This is a genomic window from Streptomyces sp. NPDC004561 (genome assembly GCF_053602155.1).
The window spans coordinates 23,650-48,451 of sequence record NZ_JBSGDB010000009.1 but is presented as its reverse complement, the minus strand read 5'-3'; the positions used below and the strand labels follow the sequence as shown (position 1 = coordinate 48,451).

General features: G+C 72.0%; 26 protein-coding genes and 1 tRNA gene. 7 read left to right on the top strand and 20 right to left on the bottom strand.

The features are described 5' to 3' along the window. Positions 1–56 precede the first annotated feature (56 nt). The 7 genes from ACWEN3_RS02495 to ACWEN3_RS02465 are packed head-to-tail and all read right to left on the bottom strand — an operon-like array spanning position 57 to position 5,294. Positions 57–383, bottom strand: a complete 327-nt coding sequence (locus tag ACWEN3_RS02495) for a TcmI family type II polyketide cyclase (protein ID WP_452964677.1) — start codon at positions 381–383, stop codon at positions 57–59. A 44-nt stretch (positions 384–427) separates the two neighbouring features. Next, positions 428–907: an SRPBCC family protein gene (locus ACWEN3_RS02490; RefSeq protein ID WP_452964674.1), complete on the bottom strand. Its 480-nt coding sequence runs from the start codon at positions 905–907 to the stop codon at positions 428–430. 1 nt (position 908) lies between these two features. Beyond that, a complete protein-coding gene (locus ACWEN3_RS02485) occupies positions 909–1,163 on the bottom strand; it encodes an acyl carrier protein (protein ID WP_452964671.1) in 255 nt (84 codons plus the stop codon). Between the two features lie 22 nt (positions 1,164–1,185). Further along, positions 1,186–2,430 (bottom strand): ketosynthase chain-length factor, encoded by a 1,245-nt coding sequence (locus ACWEN3_RS02480; RefSeq protein ID WP_452964668.1) that lies wholly within the window; start codon positions 2,428–2,430, stop codon positions 1,186–1,188. 7 nt (positions 2,431–2,437) lie between these two features. Continuing rightward, entirely contained in the window at positions 2,438–3,697 is a 1,260-nt protein-coding gene (locus tag ACWEN3_RS02475; RefSeq protein ID WP_452964665.1) for a beta-ketoacyl-[acyl-carrier-protein] synthase family protein, read from the bottom strand. After that, positions 3,694–4,152, bottom strand: coding sequence for a cupin domain-containing protein (locus ACWEN3_RS02470; protein WP_452964662.1), 459 nt, complete (start codon positions 4,150–4,152; stop codon positions 3,694–3,696). The genes ACWEN3_RS02475 and ACWEN3_RS02470 overlap by 4 nt, the downstream gene beginning before the upstream one ends. Positions 4,153–4,208: 56 nt before the next feature. Further along, a complete protein-coding gene (locus ACWEN3_RS02465; RefSeq protein WP_452964659.1) occupies positions 4,209–5,294 on the bottom strand; it encodes a SchA/CurD-like domain-containing protein in 1,086 nt (361 codons plus the stop codon). A gap of 210 nt (positions 5,295–5,504) precedes the next feature. On the opposite strand from ACWEN3_RS02465, the gene ACWEN3_RS02460 reads away from it, so the two are divergent. Continuing rightward, complete coding sequence (locus ACWEN3_RS02460) at positions 5,505–7,145, top strand: FAD-dependent oxidoreductase (protein ID WP_452964657.1); 1,641 nt, start codon at positions 5,505–5,507, stop codon at positions 7,143–7,145. A gap of 53 nt (positions 7,146–7,198) precedes the next feature. Here the strand turns inward: ACWEN3_RS02460 and ACWEN3_RS02455 are convergent. After that, positions 7,199–7,275 (bottom strand) — tRNA-Thr (locus ACWEN3_RS02455). Positions 7,276–7,493: 218 nt separating this feature from the next. On the opposite strand from ACWEN3_RS02455, the gene ACWEN3_RS02450 reads away from it, so the two are divergent. The 3 genes from ACWEN3_RS02450 to ACWEN3_RS02440 all read left to right on the top strand — a co-directional run bounded on the left by ACWEN3_RS02450 (position 7,494) and on the right by ACWEN3_RS02440 (position 10,094). Continuing rightward, positions 7,494–8,630 carry an ABC transporter ATP-binding protein gene (locus ACWEN3_RS02450; RefSeq protein ID WP_452964654.1) on the top strand — a complete coding sequence of 379 codons (1,137 nt, stop codon included), beginning with the start codon at positions 7,494–7,496 and terminating at the stop codon, positions 8,628–8,630. Positions 8,631–8,824: 194 nt separating this feature from the next. Then, a complete protein-coding gene (locus ACWEN3_RS02445; protein WP_452964652.1) occupies positions 8,825–9,283 on the top strand; it encodes a hypothetical protein in 459 nt (152 codons plus the stop codon). 79 nt (positions 9,284–9,362) lie between these two features. Beyond that, entirely contained in the window at positions 9,363–10,094 is a 732-nt protein-coding gene (locus tag ACWEN3_RS02440) for a nucleotidyltransferase family protein (protein WP_452964649.1), read from the top strand. A 78-nt stretch (positions 10,095–10,172) separates the two neighbouring features. Here ACWEN3_RS02440 and ACWEN3_RS02435 read toward each other — a convergent pair whose 3' ends face one another. The 7 genes from ACWEN3_RS02435 to ACWEN3_RS02405 form a co-directional block, all read right to left on the bottom strand. Beyond that, positions 10,173–11,915 (bottom strand): DoxX family protein, encoded by a 1,743-nt coding sequence (locus ACWEN3_RS02435; protein ID WP_452964647.1) that lies wholly within the window; start codon positions 11,913–11,915, stop codon positions 10,173–10,175. Between the two features lie 153 nt (positions 11,916–12,068). Further along, positions 12,069–13,010: a 23S rRNA (guanosine(2251)-2'-O)-methyltransferase RlmB gene (rlmB, locus tag ACWEN3_RS02430; protein WP_452964644.1), complete on the bottom strand. Its 942-nt coding sequence runs from the start codon at positions 13,008–13,010 to the stop codon at positions 12,069–12,071. 90 nt (positions 13,011–13,100) lie between these two features. Beyond that, positions 13,101–14,504 carry a cysteine--tRNA ligase gene (gene cysS, locus ACWEN3_RS02425; RefSeq protein WP_452964642.1) on the bottom strand — a complete coding sequence of 468 codons (1,404 nt, stop codon included), beginning with the start codon at positions 14,502–14,504 and terminating at the stop codon, positions 13,101–13,103. A gap of 60 nt (positions 14,505–14,564) precedes the next feature. After that, positions 14,565–14,969: a PPOX class F420-dependent oxidoreductase gene (locus ACWEN3_RS02420; RefSeq protein ID WP_452964639.1), complete on the bottom strand. Its 405-nt coding sequence runs from the start codon at positions 14,967–14,969 to the stop codon at positions 14,565–14,567. Positions 14,970–15,019: 50 nt separating this feature from the next. Continuing rightward, positions 15,020–15,517: a 2-C-methyl-D-erythritol 2,4-cyclodiphosphate synthase gene (ispF, locus tag ACWEN3_RS02415; RefSeq protein WP_452964636.1), complete on the bottom strand. Its 498-nt coding sequence runs from the start codon at positions 15,515–15,517 to the stop codon at positions 15,020–15,022. After that, on the bottom strand, positions 15,507–16,259 hold the full coding sequence (ispD, locus tag ACWEN3_RS02410; protein WP_452964633.1) for a 2-C-methyl-D-erythritol 4-phosphate cytidylyltransferase: 753 nt from the start codon (positions 16,257–16,259) through the stop codon (positions 15,507–15,509). Before ispD ends, ispF begins: the two co-directional genes overlap by 11 nt. Before the next feature lie 279 nt (positions 16,260–16,538). Beyond that, complete coding sequence (locus tag ACWEN3_RS02405) at positions 16,539–17,021, bottom strand: CarD family transcriptional regulator (RefSeq protein WP_003953493.1); 483 nt, start codon at positions 17,019–17,021, stop codon at positions 16,539–16,541. 600 nt (positions 17,022–17,621) lie between these two features. On the opposite strand from ACWEN3_RS02405, the gene ACWEN3_RS02400 reads away from it, so the two are divergent. Then, positions 17,622–18,320 carry a DUF461 domain-containing protein gene (locus tag ACWEN3_RS02400; protein ID WP_452964631.1) on the top strand — a complete coding sequence of 233 codons (699 nt, stop codon included), beginning with the start codon at positions 17,622–17,624 and terminating at the stop codon, positions 18,318–18,320. Between the two features lie 105 nt (positions 18,321–18,425). On the opposite strand, the gene ACWEN3_RS02395 is transcribed toward ACWEN3_RS02400, so the two are convergent. Together ACWEN3_RS02395 and ACWEN3_RS02390 are read right to left on the bottom strand one after the other, a co-directional pair. Beyond that, positions 18,426–19,106 (bottom strand): response regulator transcription factor, encoded by a 681-nt coding sequence (locus tag ACWEN3_RS02395; protein ID WP_030342036.1) that lies wholly within the window; start codon positions 19,104–19,106, stop codon positions 18,426–18,428. Continuing rightward, entirely contained in the window at positions 19,103–20,362 is a 1,260-nt protein-coding gene (locus tag ACWEN3_RS02390) for a sensor histidine kinase (RefSeq protein WP_452964628.1), read from the bottom strand. Before ACWEN3_RS02390 ends, ACWEN3_RS02395 begins: the two co-directional genes overlap by 4 nt. Positions 20,363–20,598: 236 nt before the next feature. Here ACWEN3_RS02390 and phoU point away from each other — a divergent pair, with 236 nt between their 5' ends. Together phoU and ACWEN3_RS02380 are read left to right on the top strand one after the other, a co-directional pair. Beyond that, on the top strand, positions 20,599–21,276 hold the full coding sequence (gene phoU / locus ACWEN3_RS02385; RefSeq protein WP_452964625.1) for a phosphate signaling complex protein PhoU: 678 nt from the start codon (positions 20,599–20,601) through the stop codon (positions 21,274–21,276). A gap of 115 nt (positions 21,277–21,391) precedes the next feature. Continuing rightward, complete coding sequence (locus ACWEN3_RS02380; protein ID WP_452964622.1) at positions 21,392–21,547, top strand: hypothetical protein; 156 nt, start codon at positions 21,392–21,394, stop codon at positions 21,545–21,547. An 84-nt stretch (positions 21,548–21,631) separates the two neighbouring features. Here the strand turns inward: ACWEN3_RS02380 and ACWEN3_RS02375 are convergent, their stop codons facing one another. The 3 genes from ACWEN3_RS02375 to ACWEN3_RS02365 all read right to left on the bottom strand — a co-directional run bounded on the left by ACWEN3_RS02375 (position 21,632) and on the right by ACWEN3_RS02365 (position 24,636). Continuing rightward, positions 21,632–22,828, bottom strand: a complete 1,197-nt coding sequence (locus ACWEN3_RS02375) for a GAF domain-containing protein (RefSeq protein ID WP_452964619.1) — start codon at positions 22,826–22,828, stop codon at positions 21,632–21,634. Positions 22,829–22,990: 162 nt separating this feature from the next. Continuing rightward, the gene (locus ACWEN3_RS02370; RefSeq protein ID WP_452964617.1) at positions 22,991–23,725 is read right to left on the bottom strand and encodes a GAF domain-containing protein; all 735 of its coding nucleotides are present in this window, start codon (positions 23,723–23,725) and stop codon (positions 22,991–22,993) included. Continuing rightward, positions 23,725–24,636 (bottom strand): GAF domain-containing protein, encoded by a 912-nt coding sequence (locus tag ACWEN3_RS02365; RefSeq protein WP_452964614.1) that lies wholly within the window; start codon positions 24,634–24,636, stop codon positions 23,725–23,727. Before ACWEN3_RS02365 ends, ACWEN3_RS02370 begins: the two co-directional genes overlap by 1 nt. Positions 24,637–24,802 lie beyond the last annotated feature (166 nt).

The following is a 24,802-nucleotide window of genomic DNA, read 5'->3' as shown; positions in this document are numbered from 1 at the left end:
CGGGCCCGCGACGCTGCGGGCCCGGCGACCGATGACCGTCTGGGGAGCCGGTCGGCTCAGGGGCGCTCCCAGACGTAGAAGCGCTGCGCCATCGCGTCCTTGGGAGAGCGCCAGGTCGCCGGGTCGTACGCGCTGACGTACGCCGTCAGCTTCTCGCTGACGTCCTTGAACTCGGGGTGGGCCGTGACCTTGGCGATGGCCGGGCCGGGGTCGCGCTCGGACTCGATGAGGTGCATGTACACATCGCCGAACTGGAACAGGCTGCGCCGTACGACGCCCACGAGGCGGGGCAGTTCACCGCGGTCGGACTCCTCGAAGACCTTGGCGATGTCGGGGGCGGAGCCCGGTGCCATCCGGGCGACGATCAGGGCCTGGTGCGTCACGTGTCGTCCTCTCGTCCCTCTTCTCGGTCCCTCTCGGGTCCCGCTCAGTCGGCGAGCGCCGGCGCGGGCCGGTGCCCGGCGGCGGCCTTCTCGATCTTGTCGCGGATCAGGGCCATCTGGATCTTGGAGTTCTTGTTGATGTTGTCGGTCATCCAGTCGTCGTCGACCGGGGCGTCCGGCTTCATCGCGAAGTCCTGCGTCCACACCATCCGGGTGCCGGCCGGGACCTCCTCGTAGCGCCAGTGGATGTTCATGTGGTCGAAGGGCCCGGTCTCCACCCGGCGTGCCCGGACGGTGAGGCTCTCGCGGTCCGGCTCGCGCTCGGAGACCCAGCTCCAGACGGTGCCGTTGTCGTCCGGGTGCATGGTCAGCCGGAACGTCGTCCTCCTGCCGTCCCGCTCGAGCACGTCCACGGAGGCGTACTCGCTGAACAGCTGCGGCCAGCGCTCCAGGTCGTTGGTCATCTCCCAGACCAGGTCCAGCGGGGCGGCGATGGTGATCTCGTTCTGGGTGTGTCCTGCCATGTCAGGCTCCTGCCATCAGAGTGCTGTTGACGAGGTTGAGGAACTGCTGGGGCGTCTTGCAGCGCTCCGCGTCGACCGGCATCGGAGTGCCGTGGGCGTTCTCCAGCTCGCCGACGATGCCGAGCAGGCCCAGCGAGTCGACACCGAGGACGTCGAAGCCGGTGTCCGGCCTCTCCTCGAGCTGCTGCGGGCTGACGGTGACCCCGGCGGCCTTCTTCATGAGCGTCGCGAGTTCCTCGACGGTGATCTTGGACATGTGCCTTCCTCCTTTGCTGTGCTCACTGCACGGCGCCGTGCCGCAGCACCAGCGCCGAGTTCGACCCCATGAGGCCGCGGCTCAGGACCAGTGCCGTCCGCAACTCGGCGGCCCGGGCGCGGCCGGTCACGAGGTCGAGGTCGTGGCAGACGTCGACGACGTTCGGCGTCGGTGGGATCAGGCCGTGCTCCATCGCGAGCACGGCCGCCGTGGTGTCCAGCACGGGGGCCGCGCAGTACCCCCGGCCGGTCCCGGTCTTCGGCGCGGTGACCGGGACCCGGGTGCCGTGCCCGCCGAGGGCGTCGGCGATCGCCAGCGCCTCGGCCCGGTCCGCCGCCGGCACCCCGAGGGCGTCGGCGAAGACGACGTCGACCTCCTCGGGGGCGCAGCCGGCGTCCGCGAGGGCCTGCCGGATCGCCTGGGCGAGGCCCTCGCGGGACTCCGCCCAGCGGGAGGCGCCGGTGAAGGTGGCCGCGTGCCCCGCGACGACGGCCCGGATGTCGGCGCCGCGCTCCTGGGCCGCGCCCGCCGCCTCCACGACGAGCATCGCGCCGCCCTCGGCGGGCACGAACCCGCACGCCTGGTCGGTGAACGGCCGGTACGCCCGGGCCGGGTCCTCCACCCGGCTCAGTTCCTCGTAACCGAGCTGGCAGACCACCGAGTACGGCGCGAGCGGCGCCTCGGTGGAGCCGGCCACGATCACGTCGGTGCCGCGCCGCACCGCCCGCGCCGCGTGCGCGAGGGCGTCCAGACCGCCGGCCTCGTCGGAGGCGACGACCGAGCAGGGGCCCTTGAAGCCGCGGCGGATGGAGACCTGGCCGGTGCTCGCGGCGTAGAACCAGGCGATGGACTGGTACGGCCCGACGAACCGGCTGCCCTTGCCCCACAGCCGCTGCAGCTCGCGCTGGCCGAACTCGCCGCCGCCGGAGCCCGCGGCGGTGACCACGCCGATGGAGTACGGCGAGTCGGCGGTGTCGCCCGGCCCGAGCCGGGCGTCCGTCAGCGCGAAGTCGGCCGCGGCCATGGCGTAGTGCGTGAACCGGTCGGTCTGGACGAGGAAGCGCTCCTCGATCGTGGCCGCCGGGTCGAAGGCGCGGACCTCACCGGCCACCTTCAGCGGAAGGTCCTCACAGCCCTCGCGGGTGACCCGGCCAAGGACGCTGAGGCCCTCCTGGGTCGCCTTCCAGAACGTGTCGGTGCTGGTGCCGTTGGGCGCGACCACACCGATGCCGGTGACGGCCGCACGCCGGTCCTTCGGTTCGCTCATCGTGTCCTCACTCCCTCGGCCGGGTCAGGATCACCGCGGACTGGAAGCCGCCGAACCCGCTGCCCACGGACAGCACGCTGGAAAGCCTTCGTTCGCGGGCGACACGGGGGACGTAGTCCAGGTCGCACTCGGGGTCGGGAATCTCGTAGTTCGCGGTCGGCGGTACGACCTGCTTGGCCAGGGCCAGCACGCAGGCGACCAGCTCGATGGCACCGATCGCCCCGAGGGAGTGCCCCACCATGGACTTGATGGAGCTCATCGGGGTGTCGTAGGCGTGCTCGCCGAGCGCCCGCTTCACGGCCGCGGTCTCGTGACGGTCGTTCTGCCGGGTGCCGGAGCCGTGGGCGTTGACGTAGTCGATCGCCGTCGGGTCCAGCCGGGCCTGGTCCAGGGCGGTGGATATGGCCCGTGCCATCTCCAGGCCCTCCTTGGTCAGGCCGGTCATGTGGTAGGCGTTGCCGAAGGTGGCGTAGCCGCCGAACTCGCAGTACACGTGCGCGCCGCGGGCCCGCGCGTGTTCCAGCTCCTCCAGGACGAGCACCGCGCCGCCCTCGCCCATGACGAATCCGTCACGGTTGTTGTCGAAGGGCCGGGAGGCGTGGGCGGGGTCGTCGTTGTTGGGCGACGTCGCCTTGATCGCGTCGAAGCAGGCCATGGTGATCGGGGAGATCGGCGAGTCCGACGCGCCGGCTATGCAGATGTCGGCCCGTCCCTCCTGGACGGTGTGGAAGGCGTACCCGACCGCGTCCAGTCCGGAGGTGCAGCCGGTGGACACGGTCTGCACCGGACCCTGGGCGCCGAAACGTTCCGCCACCGCGGAGGCCACGGTGCTCGGCGAGAACGCCCGGTGCAGCTGCGGCTCCGCCTCGGCGTGGTCCACGTCCCAGCGCTGCCCGCGATGGCTGACCAGGACGTAGTCGTGCTCCAGCCGGGTCGTGCCGCCTACCGCGGTGCCCACCGACACCGCGACCCGCCACGGATCCTCCCGGGCCATGTCCAGACCCGAGTCCCGGACCGCCTCCTGCCCGGCGGCCAGGGCGAACTGGATGTACCGGTCCGCGCGTTCGACCTGCTCCGGGTCCAGGCCGTGCGCCGCCGGATCGAAGTCGCACTCCGCCGCTATCCGTGACCGCAGCCCCGCGGGGTCGAAGAAGGTGATGCCCCGCGTCGCGGTCCGGCCTTGGGCAAGCAGGTCCCAGAACGCGGGTACGCCGATGCCACCCGGAGCCACGATGCCTATGCCAGTGACCGCCACGCGCCGGGTCATGACCGGACCTGTCCCCGGTCGGCACCCGCCCCGGCGGGTTCGGTGACCACGGCGGCCGCACCGATGACCGACGTCTCCTCGGTGTCGACGTGCCCGAGCTGCGGCCTCGGCGCCAGCGGGCCGAGGTGGAAGACGATGCGCGCCTCCACGTTGCCGACGTTGCGGAACCGGTGCCGCATGTCGATCGGGATCATCAGTCCCTGCTCCGGCCGCAGCACATGCGTCTCACCGTCCAGGTCGACCTCCAGCTGGCCGCAGACGACGTAGACGAACTCCTCGGAGTAGGGGTGGTAGTGCTCAGCGATGCGGTCGCCGGGCTGCACGATGGCCACACCCATGAAGCCGCTGGTCGAGCCGACCGTGGCCGGGGTGAGCATGGCGCGCAGATCGCCGCCGCGCCGCGTGTTGGGCTCGACCTCGCTGAGGTCCACGATTCTCGGACGGGGTTTGATCACGACATTCCTCCGATGGGTGTGATCGGGCTTCCAGAAGGGCTCGGGCGTCCGGGCGCTCAGGCCTCGGGCGAACGGCGGTCGGTGACCAGGTCCATACGGGCGGCCTCGCCCTGCATCAGCGCGCGCAGCTCGGCGGCCTGCCCGGCGTCCCGCGGCAGCGGCTCGGCCTCCCGCTCCTCGCGCAGGTCCACCAGCCGCACCACGACGTCCTCGCGCTCGAAGACGGTGCTGCGCAGCACCGGACCGTCCGGGTCGTCCGTGGCCGCCGAGTCCTGCCGGGCGAGCAGCTCGGCCAGCTTCATCCCGCACCCGGGCCGCGCCTGGTAGTACAGGGCCTGCCGGGACCGCTCCGGCCGGTCGTCCACCAGCACGTGGTGCACCGCCGGCAGCGCCGCCCGGGTGAAGAACAGCCGCGCCGACTCCTGGTCGTCGAGGTCCCGGTCCTGCTCCAGGTACGGGTTGATGGCCTCCTCCACGGCCAGCACCTCCGGCTGCCGCGACACATGGCGCAGGGCCGCCAGCAGGTCACCGCGCACCTCGATGGCCCGCACCACCCGGTTGCCGTGCATGAACAGCGTGGTCCGGCACAGCCGCGTGGTGTCGTCGACCCGGGCCTCGGGCGACTGGTAGTCCGCGAGCAGCTTGGCGACCTTCTTCTCCGTGCCCGGCTTGACCGTGAAGGTCAGCGCGTGCCGGATGACACCGTCGCCGATGCGCACCTCCGTCTGCAGCCGGCCCCGGGACGGCGCCGTGGTCTCGAAGGCGCTGCCCGTCTCACGGACGATGTGGAAGCGCAGCGACCGGGTGTTGCGCACGCAGGAGTGGAGCGGCTCCACCATCCGCACGTGCTCCTCGCTGTTCACCCAGGTGAGGAACGGCGGCGCGCTCTCCCACTCGCTGGTGATGAGCCATTGGGATGGATTCTCGATGGACTGGCAGAGTTGGTCGCTGACATGGCCGGGAACGGACGCAACCTGGTTGCACAGCTGCTCGTAGGCCTCCAGGAACTGCTGCTGCGCGCCGTCGAAGACGTCGACCAGCAGCACCACGCGGAGCCGGGAGCCGTCGAACACGGACTGGGAGACACGCTTCGACACCTCGCGGGCCGACGCTTCTGACAGGCGTTCAGAGATTGTGGTCATCCTGCGGACATCTCCTTGGCGGGGGATCTCGGGGTGCGCCGGTCACCGCCGTGACGCGACGTCAGCGCTCCTTGATCCTGTGCCGGTGGCCGAAAGCCCGCGACTCGTAGGAACCACGCGGGTGATCTGGCGCGCAAATGGGCCCAAATAAGCCGACACCGGGCATGAAACTCACAGGCGCCCCAACGCACCCTGCCTCTGGAGGCCTCGATGCATCACAATGCCGACCACCGGGTTCCCGTCCTCATCGTGGGCGGCTCTCTGGTGGGCCTGTCCACATCCCTGTTCCTGGGCCGCCTCGGCGTGCGCCACCTGCTCGTCGAGCGGCATTCCGGGACCTCGATCCACCCCCGCGGACGCGGCAACAACGTCCGGACGATGGAACTCTTCCGGGTGGCCGGCATCGAGCCGGACATCAAGGCGGCGGCCTCACTGCTCGCGGACAACCACGGCATCCTGCAGACCCCGACGCTCGTCGGCGACGCCGGGGAATGGCTGTTCAAGGAGATCGACCCCGGCGGCGGCCTCAAGAGGTTCAGCCCCACCTCCTGGTGCCTGTGCAGCCAGAACGACCTGGAGCCCGTACTCCTCGACAACGCCCGCGAACTCGGCGGCGACCTGCGCTACCACCACGAGATGGAGTCCTTCGAACAGGACGCCGAGGGAGTGACCGCCGTCGTCCGCGACCGCGGCACCGGCGAGCGCTACACGGTCCGCGCGGACTACCTCGTCGCCGCCGACGGCCCCCGCAGCCCCGTCCGCCGCGCCCTCGGCATCGGCCAGACCGGCCCCGGCGACCTCTTCGCCAACGTCAGCGTCACCTTCCGCTCCGCCCAGCTCGCCGAGGTCGTCGGCGACCGCCGCTTCATCTGCTGCTACCTCACCCACCCCGACGCCGACGGCGCCCTGCTGCCCGTCGATAACAAGGAGCGCTGGGTCTTCCACGCCCCCTGGCACCCCGAACAGGGCGAAGCCCTGGACGAGTTCACCGAGGAGCGCCTCCAGCGGCACATCGCGCTGGCCGTCGGCGTCCCGGACCTCGACGTGGAGGTCACCGGAATGGCCTCCTGGCGCGCGGCCGAACGGGTGGCGGACCGCTACGGCGCCGGCCGGGTCTTCCTCACCGGCGACTCCGCGCACGAGATGTCCCCCACCGGCGCCTTCGGCTCCAACACCGGTATCCAGGACGCCCACAACCTCGCCTGGAAACTCGCCGCCGTCCTGGACGGCTGGGCCGCCCCCGCCCTCCTGGAGACCTACGACGCCGAACGCCGCCCGGTCGCCCTCGCCACCAGCGCCCGCGCCTCCGCCCGCTCCGTCGAGCACAGCCACCCCGGCTTCGCCCCCGCCCCCGGCGTCGGCGGCGCCAAGCGCGGCGGCATCCTCAACGTCGTCCTCGGCTACCACTACGCCCACGGCGCGGTCCTCGACGGCGACCCCGAGGCACCGATCGTCCCCGACAGCCTCGCCCTCGGCGGCCGGCCCGGCACCCGCGCCCCCCATCTGTGGCTGCGCCAGGCCGGCCGCCGCCTGTCCACCCTCGACCTGTACGAGCGCTCCCTCGTCCTGCTCGCCGACGCCCCGGACGACGCGGGCTGGCACGCCGCCGCCCGGCGTGTCGCCGCCACGGAGCGCGTACGCCTCGACGCCTACCGGATCGGCCCCGGCGGCGACGCCGACCTGACGTACGACACCGAGGGCACCGACTGGGCCCAGGTGCACGGCGTCACCGCCGACGGCGCGGTGCTGGTACGCCCGGACGGCTTCGTCGCATGGCGCACCACCACCGCCGCACCCGACCCGGAAGGGGTGCTCAGGAAGGTGCTGAGGACCCTGCTCCGCAGAGGCTGACCTGCGAGAACGACAAAGGCCACCCACGCCTCGGCGCGGGTGGCCCTGTCCTGTGGAGCCCCCTGTCGGATTCGAACCGACGACCTTCGCTTTACAAGAGCGGCGCTCTGACCAGCTGAGCTAAGGAGGCCTGCACGCGCGTGGCGCGACCGTGCCTGTGCAGTGTACCCAGGTCCCGCCACGGCCCTCTCGAAAGTTTCCGCGAAGTTCACAGTGGTCCAGGTACTGACAGACCGAGTGGACGCCAGGTACGGTCCTGAGCCAGTTCACTCACGTGGACTACACCAACCACCTTCCTACAACGGATCGTCCGGCACGTTCCTGCCGGTAGAAGGGGGCCCATTCACCATGGCCACTGTCACGTTCGACAAGGCGACCCGGATCTACCCGGGTTCCACCAAGCCCGCCGTCGACGGTCTCGACATCGCGATCGAGGACGGCGAGTTCCTCGTTCTGGTCGGCCCGTCCGGCTGCGGAAAGTCCACCTCCCTGCGGATGCTCGCGGGCCTGGAGGACGTCAACGCCGGCGCCATCCGCATCGGCGACCGCGACGTCACCCACCTGCCGCCCAAGGACCGGGACATCGCCATGGTGTTCCAGAACTACGCCCTCTACCCGCACATGTCGGTCGCCGACAACATGGGCTTCGCGCTCAAGATCGCGGGTGTCAACAAGGCGGAGATCCGGCAGAAGGTCGAGGAGGCCGCGAAGATCCTCGACCTCACCGAGTACCTGGACCGCAAGCCGAAGGCGCTCTCCGGCGGTCAGCGCCAGCGTGTCGCCATGGGCCGCGCGATCGTCCGCGAGCCGCAGGTCTTCCTCATGGACGAGCCGCTGTCCAACCTGGACGCCAAGCTCCGCGTCTCCACCCGTACGCAGATCGCGTCGCTGCAGCGCCGTCTCGGCATCACCACCGTCTACGTCACCCACGACCAGGTCGAGGCCATGACGATGGGCGACCGCGTGGCGGTCCTCAAGGACGGTCTGCTCCAGCAGGTCGACTCGCCGCGGAACATGTACGACAAGCCCGCGAACCTCTTCGTCGCCGGCTTCATCGGCTCCCCGGCCATGAACCTGGTCGAGGTCCCGATCACCGACGGCGGGGTGAAGTTCGGCAACAGCGTCGTCCCCGTCAACCGCGAGGCCCTGAAGGCCGCCACCGACAAGGGTGACCGCACGGTGACCGTGGGCGTCCGCCCCGAGCACTTCGACGTGGTCGAGCTGGGCGGCGGCGCCGCCACCGCCCTGGCCAAGGACTCCAGCGACGCCCCGGCCGGTCTCGCGGTCTCCGTGAACGTCGTCGAGGAGCTGGGCGCCGACGGCTACGTCTACGGCAGCGCCGAGGTCGGCGGCGAGACGAAGGACCTGGTGGTCCGGGTCAACGGCCGCCAGGTGCCGGAGAAGGGCTCCACGCTGCACGTGGTGCCGCGCCCGGGCGAGACCCACGTGTTCTCCACGTCCACGGGTGAGCGGCTCTCCGACTGATCCGCCCGGCACGCTTCACGAAGAGGGCCCCGCGAGCCGTCGCGGGGCCCTCTTCGGTGTCCGCGGAAAACCCCGGCGGAGCGATCATTTCGAGCGAAAGGCGTCAACCCCCTACCCAGAAAGGGGCGCGTTCTCATCCCCCATAAGGGTGACTGAATGTCTCCAAATCATTACCGGGCGCTACCCTCACACGCGTGAAGCACTCCACCACCACTCAGACGCGACGCAGCCACCGGGGCCCTGCCCGCCGGATCGGCCGCACCCTCGCCCTCGTCCTGCCCGTCGTCCTGGTGCTCTCCGGGACCCTGGCGGTCACCCGGGTCAACTGGACGGGAAGCTCCTCCAGCTCGGTGCTCACCGCCTCGGACGTCTCCTCGGCGGAGGCCCCCACCAGGTCGGTCGCCCACGCCCCGCAGGACGTGCTGCGCGACCGGCTGATGGGCGAGCTGCAGGACAGGAACCCGGGCGTGGTCCTCACCCATCTCCAGCAGGCCGTCAACGGCCACCCGTCGCTGGCCCGGCACTGCTCCTCCATCGCCCGCGCCCTCGGCAGGGCCGCCGTGCGCATCTACGGCGCCTCACGCGCCCAGTCGTACGCCCGCCCGGTGTGCGACACCGCCTTCGCCTCCGGCGTGCTGGCCGCGCACAGCTGAACCCGGCACCCGGCGACGGCTCCGCACGGAGCCCGTCGCGGCCGGCGTGCCCGGACGGGGCGCCACGTACAGTGCGGTCATGACCGATCCGAACGCCGCGTCGCGCCCCACTCAAGCCGTGATCCTGGCCGGTGGCCAGGGTTCACGGCTGCGTCCGTACACCGACGACCGGCCCAAGCCGATGGTCGAGATCCCCGGCACGGGCACTCCGATCATCGGCCACCAGCTGACCTGGCTCGCCGAGGAGGGCGTGACGGACGTGGTGGTCTCGTGCGGCCACCTCGCCGAGGTCCTGCAGAAGTGGCTGGACTCGGCCGACCTGCCGGTCTCCGTCCGCACCGTCGTGGAGACCGAGCCCCTCGGCCGTGGCGGCGGCCTGAAGTTCGCCGCCGCGCACCTCCCCCGCCCGGACAGCCCCTGGTACGCCACCAACGGCGACATCTGGACCCGCTTCTCGCTGCGGGACATGGCCGACTTCCACACCGAGCGGGACGCCGCCGCGACCCTGGCGCTGGCCCGGCCGCGTATCCCCTGGGGTGCGGTGAAGACCGACGGGTTCGGGCACATCACCGACTTCATCGAGGCGCCGCCGTCCACCTTCGAGATCAACGCCGGTGTGTACGTCTTCTCGCCCGAGTTCGCCGGGATGCTTCCCGAGCGCGGGGACCACGAGCGGACCACCTTCCCCGGGCTGGCCCGGGAGCGCAGGCTCGCGGGCTTCCCCCTTCCGCAGGGGGCGTACTGGCGGGCCATCGACACCGCGAAGGACCTGACCGAGGCGGCCAAGGAGCTGGCGGCGCTCGGTCGCTGACGGCTCCGGCAGCCCCCACGCACACCGGAAGAGGGCCCTAAGGTCCGGTGCGGGGCCCTCTTCCGTTTGCCGGTTCGGCTAGCCGAGCAGGCCGCCCACCAGGCCCGGCTGGCCCGTGGACGAGCTGCCGCCGGAGCTGGTGGCGCCGCCGGTCGACGAACCGCCGCCGGCGCCGCTGCCGCCCGTGCTGGTCGGGCCGGCCGTCGTGCTGGGGACGCCGCCCGTCGGGGCGGACTGGCGGGTCGGGATCCGGCCCGTGGTGCCCTGGGTCTGGCTCGGGGTGGTGGTCGTACCGCCCGTGGTGCGGGCCGCGCCCGGGGTGGTGGCCGCGCCGGAGGGGCTCGCGCCGGCCGTGGCGCCGCCGGAGGGCGAGGTGGAGGCCGCCGGGGTCCTCTTGTGCCGGGTACCGGGCTGCTGCGGCAGCGGGGCGCCGGGGAGGTTGTTGCGGGGGGCGTCGCCGGGGCCGGGGACGACCACCCGGCTGGAGTCGCGGACCGCGCCGCCGAGCAGGGAGCCGACGAGCAGGGTGAGGCCGACGGTGACCGCGGTGATGAGGGCGCCCCGGCGCAGGACGTAGCGGCGCAGTTCCCAGATGTCGGAGCGGGGGCCGAGGCGCCGCCAGGCGCCGCCCGCGAGGCGGCCGTCGACGGAGTAGACGGGGGCGCCGGCGATGACCAGCGGGGACCAGGCGGCCATGTAGACGATGTCGGGGGCGTCGTACGCCGGGACCGTCTTCCAGCTGACGGTGACGATCAGCGCGGCGGACAGCAGGGCGCCGACGGCGGCGGCCACACGCTGCCAGCAGCCGAGGATCGTGAGGACGCCGACCACGACCTGCAGGAAGGCGATGACGAGGCCGGAGCCGACCGGGTGGTGCAGGGCGAACTGGCGCAGCGGTTCGGCGACGTCCCAGGGGTGCAGGGTGTCGAGCCACTTGACCATGGAGCCGCGCTTGCCGCCGTCGAAGTAGACGGGGTCGCACAGCTTGCCCATGCCGGCGTAGATGGAGATGAAGCCCAGGAAGACGCGCAGCGGGAGGAGGACGACGCCGAGGTTCATCCGGCGGCCCGGGTAGTACGCGTGCCGGGCCGGGTCGTCGCCGTGCCGCCTGCTCCGGCGCGGGGCGTCGGGGTCGGGGTACGCGGAGTCCGCGTAACCGTCGCGGTCGCCGTAGGTGTCGCGGTCGTCGTACGTGCCGCGGTCGTCGTACGTGTCGCGGTCGTCGTAGTCGTAGTGGTAGCCGTCGTGGGGCCCGAAGCCGGTGTCCGCGTAGGCCGGTTCGTCGTAGGCGCCGCCGACGGTGCGCATGTGCGGCAGGAGGCGGGTGCCCTCGGCGTCGGCGGCGGTGCGCTGGTGGCCGACGACGGGGGTCTCGACGGTCTGGTCGAATCCGTCGTGGGCGCCGCCGTAACCGGTGGTCCCGACGCGCGGGATGACCTGGGTGGCGCCGGCCTCGGTCTCGTCGACGTGGCGGACGCTGCTGCCCCGTACGGCCTGGAGGAGGCGGTGGGCGCCGGTGTCGTCGGGGGCGGACCTGCCGCTCCACACGAGGGGGCGGCGGCGCCCGGCGGCGCCCGCCCGGCCCGCCGTGCCCACGCCGGGCATCCGGGCGGTGTCCTGGGCGGCGCTCAGATGCCGTGCGATCCGCGGGGACTGGCTACGCCTCGCCGACATGCCCAACTGCACGCGGAAGCTGGCGTGATTGACGATGACCTGCGCCGGATCGCTCGGCACCTTCACCATGCTCAGCGCGGGAGCGTCGTCGAATCCCGACGAACGGTCCCCCGTGGGTGTGCGGGGTGTTCTGGTGTCCACACTCATCTAACCGAGTGACGTGGAGTTAGGACACTGCTTTGACCGGGCGGATGTGTCCGGACCGCGTCAAAGCAGCCCGGAACACCGCACGGACGCCAGAATTACCCCTTACGGGTGAGATTCCGGACGGGTGTTCAGTCCCGTCGGCGTGGCATCTCGTCAGCCGCGCCTGCGGGCCGCCTCGTACAGCACGATGCCCGCGGCCACGCCGGCGTTGAGGGACTCCGCGCCGCCCGGCATCGGGATGCGCACCCGGAAGTCGCAGGTCTCGCCGACCAGCCGGGACAGGCCCTTGCCCTCGCTGCCGACCACGATGGCGACCGGGCCGCCCAGCACCTCGAGGTCGCCGAGCTCGGCCTCGCCGTCCGCCGCCAGGCCGACGACCGTGACGCCGGCCTTCTTGTAGGCCTCCAGGGTCCGGGTGAGGTTGGTGGCGCGGGCGACCGGCGTGCGGGCCGCCGTACCGGCCGAGGTCTTCCAGGCGCCTGCCGTCATGCCCGCCGAGCGGCGCTCGGGCACGACGACCCCGTGGCCGCCGAAGGCCGAGACGGAGCGGACGACGGCGCCGAGGTTGCGCGGGTCGGTGACCCCGTCGAGGGCGACGATCAGCGGGTCCTCGCCCTCGTCGGCCGCGGCGTCGAGCAGGTCCTCGGGGTGCGCGTACTCGTACGGCGGGACCTGGAGGACCAGGCCCTGGTGGTTGAGGCCGTTCGTCATGCGGTCCAGCTCGGGACGCGGCGCCTCCATGAGGTTGATGCCGCCGCGCTCGCCCGCGAGCTGGAGGGCCTCGCGCACGCGCTCGTCGTTGTCGACGAACTGCTGGACGTAGAGCGTCGAGGCCGGGACGCCCTCACGGAGCGCCTCGACCACCGGGTTGCGGCCGACGACCAGCTCGGAGGTGGACCTGCCACCACCCCGGCGCTGCTGCGGGCGGCCCTGTGCGCGGCGGACCTTGGCCGCGGCGGCGCGCTGCTTGGCGTGACCCTTGCGCATCTCGGCGGGCGGCGTCGGGCCCTTGCCCTCCAGGCCCCGGCGCCGCTGGCCGCCGCTGCCGACCTGCGCGCCCTTCTTGCCGGACATGCGGCGGTTGTTCGCGGCCATGACCTACCTGTTCTCTACGGAAAAGTGTGCGTACGTCTATGCAGTGTGCCGCCCGGGGGCCCGGGCGGCACAATCGATCAAGGGCCGGGGCTACCGGGACCCGAGGATCCAGCGCGGACCCTGCGGGCTGTCCTCGATGACCAGACCCGACTGGCCCAGCTGGTCCCGGATGGCGTCGGCGGTGGCCCAGTCCTTGCGGGCTCGGGCGGACTCGCGCTGGTCGAGGACGAGCCGTACCAGGCTGTCGACGACGCCGTGCAGGTCCTCGCCGCGGCCGGCCTCCTCGCCGGCCCACCGCGCGTCGAGCGGGTCCAGGCCGAGGACGCCGAGCATGGCCCGCACCTCGGCGAGCCGGGCGACCGCGGCCTCCTTGTCGTCGGCGGCCAGCGCGCTGTTGCCCTGCCGGACGGTGGTGTGCACCACGGCCATGGCCTGCGGGACGCCCAGGTCGTCGTCCATCGCCTCGGCGAAGGCGGGCGGGACCTCGGCGGCTGGCTCGACCGCGCCCCCGGCCTTCTCCACCACGCGCTGCATGAAGCCCTCGATCCGGGCGAACGCGGACTCGGCCTCGCGCAGCGCGTCCTCGCTGTACTCGATGGTCGAGCGGTAGTGCGGGGTGCCCAGGTAGTAGCGCAGCACGATCGGGCGCCACTGCTTGACCATCTCCGACACCAGCACCGAGTTGCCGAGCGACTTCGACATCTTCTCGCCGCTCATGGTGACCCAGGCGTTGTGCACCCAGTACCGGGCGAAGTCGTCGCCGTAGGCCTTGGCCTGGGCGATCTCGTTCTCGTGGTGCGGGAAGATCAGGTCCAGGCCGCCGCCGTGGATGTCGAAGGCGGAGCCCAGGTACTTGTGGGCCATCGCGGAGCACTCCAGGTGCCAGCCGGGGCGGCCGCGTCCCCACGGCGTCTCCCAGTCGGGCTCACCCGGCTTGGCGGCCTTCCACATGGCGAAGTCGCGCGGGTCGCGCTTGCCGCTGATGCCCTCCTCGGCCGGCTGGCGCATCTCGTCCAGGTCCTGCCTGGACAGCTCCAGGTAGGACGGCCAGGAGCGCACGTCGAAGTAGACGCTGCCGTCGGCCTCGTAGGCGTGCCCGCGCTCGATCAGGACGCGCATCATCTCGACCATCTCGGTCACGTGGCCGGTGGCCCGCGGCTCGTAGGTCGGCGGGAGGCAGCCCAGCGCGTCGTAGCCGTCGTTGAACGCGCGCTCGTTCTCGTACCCGATCGACCACCAGGGGCGGCCCTGCTGGTCCGCCTTGGAGATGATCTTGTCGTCGATGTCGGTGACGTTGCGGATGAACGTCACGTCGTAGCCGCGGTAGGCGAACCAGCGGCGCATGATGTCGAAGTTCAGGTAGGAGCGGACGTGCCCGATGTGGGGTGCCGCCTGCACGGTGGCGCCACACAGGTAGATCGAGACACAACCCGGCTTGAGCGGGGTGAAGTCACGGATCTGCCGGGCGCTGGTGTCGTACAGGCGAATAGTCACCACTCCAGGGTAGTGGGCGCGGGGCAGTGCCTCATGCCCCTTCCCCACAATCCCGGCGCCTCAGAGCACCCCGACGACCTTCCGCGGGGTGATCCGCACGACCACCCGCTGGGCGTCCTGTCCCGAGGCCGGATTGAATTCCGCGTACTTCTTGCCGGTGTACTTGAGGCTCAGTTCGTCGATGAGTTCCGGGCCGCCCTCCGTGGTCATGCCGGCGGTGCCGCGGATCTCGGCGTACTCGTAGGGCTGTTCGGGATTCATGACGACGACCGTCACCCGCGGGTCGCGGTCCAGGTTCTTCTTCTTGCGGCGGTCGACCGTCGTGGAGAAGAGGAGGTCGTCGCCGTCGCGCTTCACCCAGACCGGGGACATCTGGGGACCGCCGTCGGGCTGGAGGGTGCCGACGACGATGAACACCTTGCCGTCGAGCAGGGACTTGAGCCGGTCGGACAGGGCGGCGGACATGGATACCTCCGGAAAGTCAGCGGTGACTCTCCGGGTACCCTCGCACGCTCTCAGCTCACCCGCACCACGAGTGCCGTCGCCACGGCCATCAGCCCCTCGTCGCGGCCCGGGAAGCCGAGCCCGTCGGTGGTGGCGCCGGAGACGGACACGGGCGCGCCGGCCGCCTCCGAGAGGATCTTCTGGGCCTCGTCGCGGCGCTTGCCGATCTTCGGGCGGGGGCCGATCACCTGGACGGCGACGTTGCCGACGGTGAAGCCCGCCGCGCGGACGATCCGGGCGGCCTCGGCGAGCAGGGTGGCGCCGGAGGCGCCGGACCACTCGGGCCGGCCGGTGCCGAAGTGCTGTCCCAGGTCACCGAGCCCGGCCGCGGAGAAGAGGGCGTTGCACGCGGCGTGCGCGACGACGTCGGCGTCGGAGTGGCCGGCCAGGCCCGGTCCCTCGCCCTCCCACCTCAGGCCGGCGCACCACAGCTCCCGGCCCTCCTCGAAGGCGTGGATGTCGGTGCCGATGCCGACCTGGGGCAGCGGCGGCCGCTGGTCAGAAGCCATCGTTGAGCCTCCTGCGGGCCAGGACCGCCTCGGCGAGCACCAGGTCGATGGGGCGGGTGACCTTGAAGGCCTCCTCGTGACCGGGGACGGTCACGACCCCGAGGCCGAGCTGCTCCACCATGCTCGCGTCGTCCGTGACGTCCTCGGTGACGCTCTCGTGGGCGCGCAGCAGGGTGGCGCGGTCGAAGCCCTGGGGCGTCTGGACGGCGCGCAGCCGGGCCCGCTCGGGGGTGGCGACGACCGGCTCGGGCGCGCCGGGTTCGGCCGCGGGCTCGACCTCCTTGACGGTGTCGGCCAGCGGCAGCGCGGGGACGACGGCGGGGGCGCCGTCGCGCACGGCCTCGATGACGGCGTCGACGGTGTCGACGGGGACGAGCGGGCGGGCCGCGTCATGGACGAGGACCACGCCGTACTCGGGGGGCAGGGCGTCCAGGCCGAGCCGGACCGATTCCTGGCGGCTGTCCCCGCCGGGGACGACCAGGAAGTCGGTGCGCTCGGGCAGCGCGTGGGCGTCGAGCAGGGACTTGACCTCGGCGGCGCCGTCCGGCGGGGCGACGACGATCACGAGGGTGACGTGGCGGGACGCGGCGAGGGCACGGACCGCGTGGATGAGCATGGGCGTGCCGTTCAGCGCGCGTAGCGCCTTGGGGGCGCCCGGACCGAGGCGTACGCCCCGGCCGGCGGCGGGAATCACGGCGGCGACGGGGGTCTGCGCGGGTGAGGGGCGCGATTCGTCAGACATCGGTTCCTGTCAGGTTTGTGTGCTCGACCTAGGTGGGTATGGCCTGAGGAGTGCCGCGCGCGACGCCTTGACCGGACCCTTTCCGTGACCCTGGTCGAGCCATCCGCCCGGGCCCGGCACATCAAGTATCGGGGGGTTTGCTCCACGGGCTTCCCGACGTACCGGCTTGCGGGGACGAACATGCCGCAGCGCCCGGCGACAGGGTCAGTGTCATCGGGCACCGCGGCATTGTTACTGTGCTGAGCGTGCTGGGAGCGAGGTATCGCTGCCCATGGCGTGTCAGGAGGCGAGCACCTCGTCGAGCAGGGCCTCGGCCTTGTCCTCGTTCGTGTTCTCCGCGAGAGCCAGCTCGCTCACCAGAATCTGGCGGGCCTTGGCGAGCATGCGCTTCTCACCGGCGGACAGTCCGCGCTCCCGCTCGCGACGCCACAGGTCACGCACGACTTCCGCGACCTTGATGACATCGCCGGAGGCGAGTTTCTCCAGGTTTGCCTTGTAGCGACGGGACCAGTTCGTGGGCTCCTCGGCGTACGGTGCGCGCAGCACCTCGAAGACCCGGTCCAGCCCGTCCTGACCGACCACATCACGCACGCCGACGAACTCCGCATTGTCCGCTGGCACACGTACCGTCAGGTCACCCTGGGCGACCTTCAGCACCAAGTAGGTCTTGTCCACGCCTTTGATCTGGCGAGTTTCGATGGCCTCGATCAGCGCGGCCCCGTGATGGGGATAGACCACGGTGTCGCCAACCTTGAACGTCATGTGACAGGTACCCCTTCCGTGGCTATCCAGGGTAACACGGAAACCGGCGGTTCTGAATGGCGTTTTCGCAGGTCAGGGCATATCTCGGGGCTTGACAACAGCAACCGGAACGTGCTGCGAGGGGCTACCGGAACCGGGTATTCGCAGGTCGGAGGGGCTCTCCGGGCGAGGTGAAACGCGTACGCTACAGGCCCCGAGCCCCCTCTCCAAGTGGGCGAACATCCCGATTTGTCCGGTTCCAAGGGTGCGACTTCCGCTACTCCGTTCGGTGGCCGGAGGCCGATGTGAGCCGAATCCGGAATTGATCAACGGCTGCCGAAGGGGTGGCCGGCGATCAATATCGGGGCGGTCGCGCATTCCTTCACGGAAATTTTGCGCACGGTTATGTGAATGACGTACGAGCCCCCGGGCAATGTGACTGAAGGGTCACTTGTGACTGGAGCGACCAGTGGGTCGGTACCCCCACCCGGTGGGAAGCCGGGGCTCGGAGGAGGGTCGGGTGCGGACGCTCGGGAACGGCTCGGTAGCCTAAGGCCGCTGACAGACACTTAGGGCGGCTTTATCAGGAGCCGCCCCTGCGTTCAAGGAGTTGCCGCCGCCGTGAGCAGCAGCCTTCGACGCGGCGCCCTCGCCGCTTCCGCCATCGTCTTCTCGATCGCCTCGCTCGCCGCGTGCGCGGCCGGAAACAGCTCCCAGACCCTGGAGGTCAAGCCGGACACCGCGGCGACCAGCGTCGGCGACATCAAGGTCCAGAACGCCACGATCATCACCCAGCCCGACCTGAAGTCGACGGGCCCGGCCGTGGTCTCCGCGACCCTGTTCAACATGGGCAGCACCGACCAGACCCTGCAGTCGATCAGCATCGCGGGCTCCAGCGAGGCCGTGAAGCTGAGCCCGGCCAAGGGCCAGAGCAGCCTGACCGTCCCGGCGCACGGCTCGCTGGCCCTCGGCGGCCAGGGCAACGCCTCCGCCGAGATCCCGAGCGGCCGCAGCGCGGTCCAGGACGGCAACGCCCAGCAGGTCACCTTCACCCTCGACAAGACCGGTGCGGTGAGCCTGAGCGCCCTCGTGGTCCCGGCCACCGGCTACTTCGACAAGTGGGGCCCGAGCCAGATCCCGTCCGGCCCGGCCACCGCCTCCCCGGCGCCGGGCGCCACCGCCTCCGGCAGCGCCAAGCCGCGGAAGCACGGCAAGGCCACCGCGTCGCCGTCCGCGGGCGGCACCGCGACCACGGGCACGGGTACGGGCATGGCCGCGACCCCGAGCGACTCCGCCTCGCAGTCGGCCGCCGGCCACTGAGGCGGCCGTAGGCGCCGAGCCGCCGTACACACTGAGCGGCCGTACGCACGAAGGGCGGCACCCCGGCCGGGGTGCCGCCCTTCGTCGTGTTCCGAACGGGCCGGTCTACGGCTCGAACTTGTAGCCGAGGCCGCGCACGGTCACCAGGTAGCGCGGCGCCCCCGGGTCCGGCTCGATCTTGGCGCGCAGGCGCTTGACGTGGACGTCGAGGGTCTTGGTGTCGCCCACGTAGTCGGCGCCCCAGACCCGGTCGATCAGCTGCATGCGGGTCAGCACCCGGCCCGCGTTGCGCAGGAGCATCTCCAGCAGGTCGAACTCCTTCAGCGGGAGGTCGACCTTGGAGCCCGCGACCGTCACCACGTGCCGGTCGACGTCCATGCGGACCGGGCCGGCCTCCAGCGCGGCCGGGGTGACCTCCTCCGGCTCGCCGCGGCGGCGCAGCACCGCGCGGATGCGGGCGACCAGCTCGCGCGAGGAGAACGGCTTGGTGACGTAGTCGTCGGCTCCTATCTCGAGACCGACGACCTTGTCGATCTCGCTGTCCTTCGCGGTCACCATGATCACGGGGACGTTGGAGCGGCCGCGCAGCTGGCGGCACACCTCGGTGCCGGGCAACCCCGGCAGCATGAGGTCGAGGAGGACGAGGTCGGCGCCGTTGCGCTCGAACTCGTCGAGGCCGTCGGGGCCGGTCGCCGCCACGGCGACCTCGAAGCCCTCCTTGCGGAGCATGTACGACAGGGCGTCGGAGAAGGACTCCTCGTCCTCGACGACGAGCACACGGGTCACGGAAGGACCTCCGGGGCGGGAAGCGGTTCGTACGGGGATGACTCGGTGGGGCCGCCGGCCTCGTCGTCGAGGTCGGGGTCGGGGTGCTGCTGTGCGCGGTCGCGGGCCGATCCCGCCTCCGGCAGCCTCAGGGTGAAGGTGGAGCCCTGGCCTTCGGCGCTCCAGACCGTGACCTCCCCGCCGTGCGAGGCGACCACGTGCTTGACGATCGCGAGACCCAGGCCGGTGCCGCCGGTGGCCCGGGAGCGGGCCGGGTCGACGCGGTAGAAGCGCTCGAAGATGCGCTCCTTGTCCTTGTCGGAGATGCCGATGCCCTGGTCCGTGACGGCGAGCTCGATCATCTCGCCGCCGGGGGCGTTGACCCGGCGCGCGGCTATGCCCACGCGGGTGCGGGCCGGGGAGTAGTTGACGGCGTTCTCGACCAGGTTGCCGAGGGCGGCGGCGAGCTGGCCGCGGTTGCCCCAGACGTGCAGGTCGGCCGTGCCGCCGGCGGCCATGGTGATCTGCTTGGTCCCCGCCTGGTGCCGGCAGCGGTCGACGGCCTCGGCGACCAGTTCGTCCACCCGGATGGGCTCGGCGTCCTCGAGCGGGTCGTCGTTCTGCACCCGCGAGAGGTCGATCAGCTCCTGGACCAGGTTGGTCAGCCGGGTCGCCTCGATCTGCATGCGGCCCGCGAAGCGCTGGACGGCCTCGGGGTCGTCCGACGCGTCCATGACGGCCTCGGAGAGCAGGGAGAGCGCGCCGACCGGAGTCTTCAGCTCGTGGCTCACGTTCGCGACGAAGTCGCGTCGCACCGCCTCGATCCGGCGGGCCTCGGTCAGGTCCTCGACCAGCAGCAGGACCAGCCGGGAGCCGAGCGGGGCCACACGCGCGGAGACGGCGAGGGCCTCGCCGCGTCCGGTGCCGCGCCGGGGCAGGTCCAGCTCGACCTGGCGTATCTCGCCGTCGCGTCTGGTGTCCCGGGCCATCTGGAGCATCGGTTCGACGGCGAGCTTGCCGCCGCGGACCAGTCCGAGGGCGTAGGCGGCGGAGCTGGCCTTGACCACGGCGTCGCCCTCGTCGAGGACCACGGCCGAGGAGCGCAGCACCGAGAGCACGGTGTCCACGCCGGGCGGGAGTACGGGATCGGTGTGCAAGGAAGTCCTGGTCGGTCGCTTCTGGTCGCGTTCGCTCCAGCGGAACGCCAGCATGGCGATGACACCGGTGAGCACCCCGGCGATCGCTGCCGCTGCGGCGACCGCCGCGTTCACGTCCATGCGTCAAGGTTAGGCATGGCGTACGACATGGCCACAGCCGTGAGAGTGCGACCTCGAACACTCGTCGCCCAGAGTTCACCTGGGAGCCAGTATTGGTTCATTTGGGGTGGCGGAAACGGACGCGTACGGCGCAGAACGTGGGAGCGTGGGGTTCGCACCGCCGGTTTCGCCAGGGGCGCGCGCGTGATGTGACGGCCCCCGGAACCCCCGAAACACACGTATGAGAGGGAACCCTGATGCGGGACGCGTACCACGAGGAACTGGACTCGATCGGCGACGGTCTGGTGGAGATGGCCCGGCTGGTCGGCTCCGCGATCGGACGCGCCACGACCGCCATCCTCGACGCCGATCTCAAGCTGGCCGAGAGCGTGATCGAGGCGGACCAGAAGGTCGACGAGCTCCAGCACGACCTGGAGGCCCGGGCGATAGCCCTGCTGGCCCGGCAGCAGCCGGTGGCGACCGACCTCCGTATCGTCGTCACCAGCCTGCGCATGTCGGCCGACCTGGAGCGCTCCGGCGACCTCGCCCAGCACGTGGCGAAGCTGGCGCGGCTGCGCTTCCCCGAGCGGGCGGTCCCGCAGGACCTGCACGCGACCATCCTGGAGATGGGCCAGCTCGCCCAGCGCCTGATGGCGAAGGCCGCCGAGGTCATCGTCACCAAGGACGTCGACCTCGCCCTCCAGCTGGAGCAGGACGACGACGAGATGGACCTGCTGCACCGCACCCTCTTCCAGCACCTGATCGACGAGCGCTGGAAGCACGGCATCGAGACGGCCGTGGACGTCACCCTGCTCGGCCGCTACTACGAGCGGTACGCCGACCACGCCGTGGCCGTCGCCAAGCGCGTCGTCTTCCTGGTCACGGGCGAGCACGCCAGCGACCTCCAGTCGGCGACCGGGGTCGAGGGCGCGTAAACCCGCGGGGCCGGGCCGCCCGGGCGCGGGGGCGCCTCCGTGCGCCGTTGATGCGCCGGGCGGAACGGGCATGAAATGGACGAGGGCACCCTGCCCCAGCGTCTAGGAGGGACCCATGGCCGATTCCCCCAGCACCACGCCCGACCCCACGCAGGAACACGAGACCGAGCAGCCCGCCGAGATCAGGAGCCTGCCGCTGGTCGCCGCCTGCGGCTGCGGCTCCGGGTGCGGCTGCGGCTGCCAGTCGGGCGGCCCCTGCCAGTGCGGCTGACGGACGGTACGACGTCTCGGGGCCGGTGTGAACCTGTTCACACCGGCCCTTCCCGTGCACCCGGGTCCTGCCCCCGTCGGCCGGTCACGGCCCCTGGGCGCGCCGGTGCAACTCCTCCAGCGCGTCCTGGAGCGTGGTCGTCCGGTACCAGTCCAGCCACACCCCCGCCTCCCGGGCGACGGTGTCCAGCGCGCCCAGTTCGGCCCCGGTGTAGGCGTGCCCCGGCCGCTCGTGATGGGTGGAGAGCATGCCCTGCGGCCGTCCGGCCGACCCCGGGATGGGGGTGCTCTGCACGGAACGGCTGTGCGCGGCGAGCATCATGGCCCGGGAGGGCTCGTCGAAGAACGGGGTCGTGACGACGTCGTCGACGACGACCCGCTCGCTCTTGCGGGCGGCCTCCCCGCAGCAGGTGCAGGTGTCGTCGATGACCGCGAAGAAGCGCACGAACTCGGCGGGCAGACCGCAGGTGGACTCCAGCCACAACGTGTTGTCGCTGGGGTCGATGAGCTGGACGCTGGCCATGTGCGAGTGGGTGATCGTGCAGACGGTGTCCCGCAGCGCGTCGAGGAACACCGGCAGCGGCAGCGGCCCGTCGGGCGACGCGGGGAGGAAGGCGACCGCGGGCGGGGCGGCCCGCCCCCGAAGGGGGAACCACGGGTCGCCGTTCCGCGGCGGCGGGGTCTGCGCGAGGGCCGCCGCCAGCCGCACGGGTTCGATGCCGTGCTCCCGGCCGACGGCGCGGAGCAGCGTGTCGGCGGCCTCGGCGCCCGGCAGGCCGTAGCGCTCCATGAGCATGCCGTGCGCGCGGGCGACGAGGGCCCGGCCGAGCAGCGCGTGACGCAGTTCCACGGCGTGCCGGCGCAGTTCCACGGCCTGCGGGCGCAGCAGCGGGCCGACCGGTACCGAGCCGGTGGCGGCCGAGGCGAGGACGGCGCCGAAGGCTTCGGACACTGTCGGGAACAGCTCGGGCCCCTCGGCGTCCGGCGGCCGTACCCGCGCGAGGACGGCCTCGACGCAGGCGGGGCAGGCGGCCAGGAACAGCCTGCGGCCGTGCGTGGCGGCGACGCCGGTGAACCGGTACAGAGTCGCGGCGGCGGCCGGGGACAGCCGGCGCAGACCACCGAGGTCGAGGACGAGTTGGGCGGGTCCCGGCGCGCAGAGCGCGGTGTCCAGAGCGACGCTCGTGTCGGCGTCGCCGTACAGCGCCAGGACCGTCAGCCGGCCCGTCACCAGCCCGGGTACGGCCAGATCCGCCACGGTCCGGCAGGTGAAGTGCTCCATCGCGGGCCCCCTGCATGCGCGCGCCACGGGATCCCACGGGTCCCCTGGCTTGGCCCTGCTCCCAGCGTAGTCGCGCCGGGGTGCCCCGTCAGCCTCGTACGACGTCGTATACGGGAGCGGGTCCGCCACGCCGCCCGGCGCCGGGAGTCATGGGCTTCGGGGTCACGTCCGTCCGGCGGCGAGCACGTCCTGCGGGCGCAGGGCGCGGCCGACCACGGCGTGCGCGGTGTCGACCAGGCGCCGGTGGTGGCGCAGCGCGTACGCGCGCAGGGCGGCGCGGGCCGCGGGCAGGTCGAGATCGCCGGACTCGGCGAGCATCCCGGTGGCCATGTCGACGGCCGCCTTCGCGGAGAGGGCGGCCTGGACCCGGCTGATGACGTCGGTCGGCCGCAGTGGCTCGGGGCTCCAGTTGACCAGGGCGACGGCCGTGACGTCGGCGAGCGCCTGGGCCAGCTCCACGTCCAGCGGGGGCAGGCCGCCCGGCCGGCGCAGCAGGAGGTTCACGGCGCCGACGGTCTGCCGGTGCACCCGCAGCGGCAGCGCGTGCAGGGAGCGGTAGCCGCGCCCCAGCGCGAACGGCGCCACCGCGGGCCAGTGGTCCGTGCCGCCCGACAGATCGGGCACGTCGATCCGGCGGCCCTCCCGGAAGCTGTCCAGGCAGGGGCCCTCGTCGGCCTGGAGCTGGAAGAACTCCACGAGCGCGGCGTCGTCCTCGGTGACGGCCAGCGGGCGCAGGTCGCCGCGGGCGGAAACCACGAGGACGCCGACCCCGTCGGCGCCGGTGATGCGGACACAGTGCTGGGCCAGGCGCTCGACGAGCACCACCGGGTCGATGTCGTCGGCGAGGGAGTCGGCCAGGCCGACGAGCGCCTCCGCGAGCTGCTGTTCACGGCCCATCACCGTTCACCGTCCCTTCCCTCGTCATCGCGGTCATGTCCGTCCTCGCCCACGTCGGCCCCGCCCTGCCCCGGGGGACGTCCCCGCCGACCGCCGTCGCCACCGCCGCCACCGGCGTCCGGCCGTGGCTCCGGCTCGAAGCGGAGCTTGCGGGCCAGGACGTCCCGGGCCACCTGGCTGACCGTGCGGCCGTCGGCGTACGCGCGGGCCCGCAACCGGTCCAGGGCCTGCTCGGGGTCCGCCTCAAGCTGCACCATCACCATGCCGACCGCCTGGTAGACCTCGGTGTGGTCGGACTCCGAGGCCGCCATCCAGGACGCTACATCGTCGTCGTCCCTGTCATCCGTGGCATCGGCGTGCTCGGCGGTCTGGAGGCTCATCAGCGCGTAGGTGACCGCGTCCCGCACCCACAGCGCGGTCCGCAGATCCGGCTCCGCGAGCCCTCCGGCGCCGTCGCTGTACAGGTCGAGGGTGCCGATCGCGGCGCCGTTGACGCCGAGGGGCAGGGAGAAGACCGCGCGGACGCCGAGTCCCACCGCCTCGGTCGCGAAGATCGGCCAGCGGCGGGCGTCGCGGCCCTGGGTGAGGTCGGCCGCGATGACGGGGGCGCCCTGGTCGAGGGCGGTCTGGCAGGGCCCGTCCCCCACCGTGTACTGCAGCTCCGCGAGCCGGGCGGCGACCCGGTCGCTGGCGCACCAGGTGATGCGCACGCCCTTCCCGCCGGAGATCGACACCGAGGCTCCATCGACCGGCAGCAGCCGTACGCACGCCTCGCACAGCGCGGTCGGGACCCGCTGCGGGTCCTCGGCGCCCCGCGCGGCCGCGGCCAGCGTCTCACTCACCCGCAGACGCGCCTGCCCGTCGGACGGCACGCCACCGCCGTCCGGCGGCCGGGGCTCCTCCGGCGGCATGGTCATCACCCCCGTCGAGCCGCGCGATCAACAGACATGATCCACCAAGTATCCCGTCCGGCCCCGTCCGCTTTCGGAAGAACCGATCCGTGCGTCGAGTTCCCCGCCGGGGAAAAGCAATCGCGCGCGATTGCGCGGAGCGAACCCGCGTCCCGCCCGGAGGACG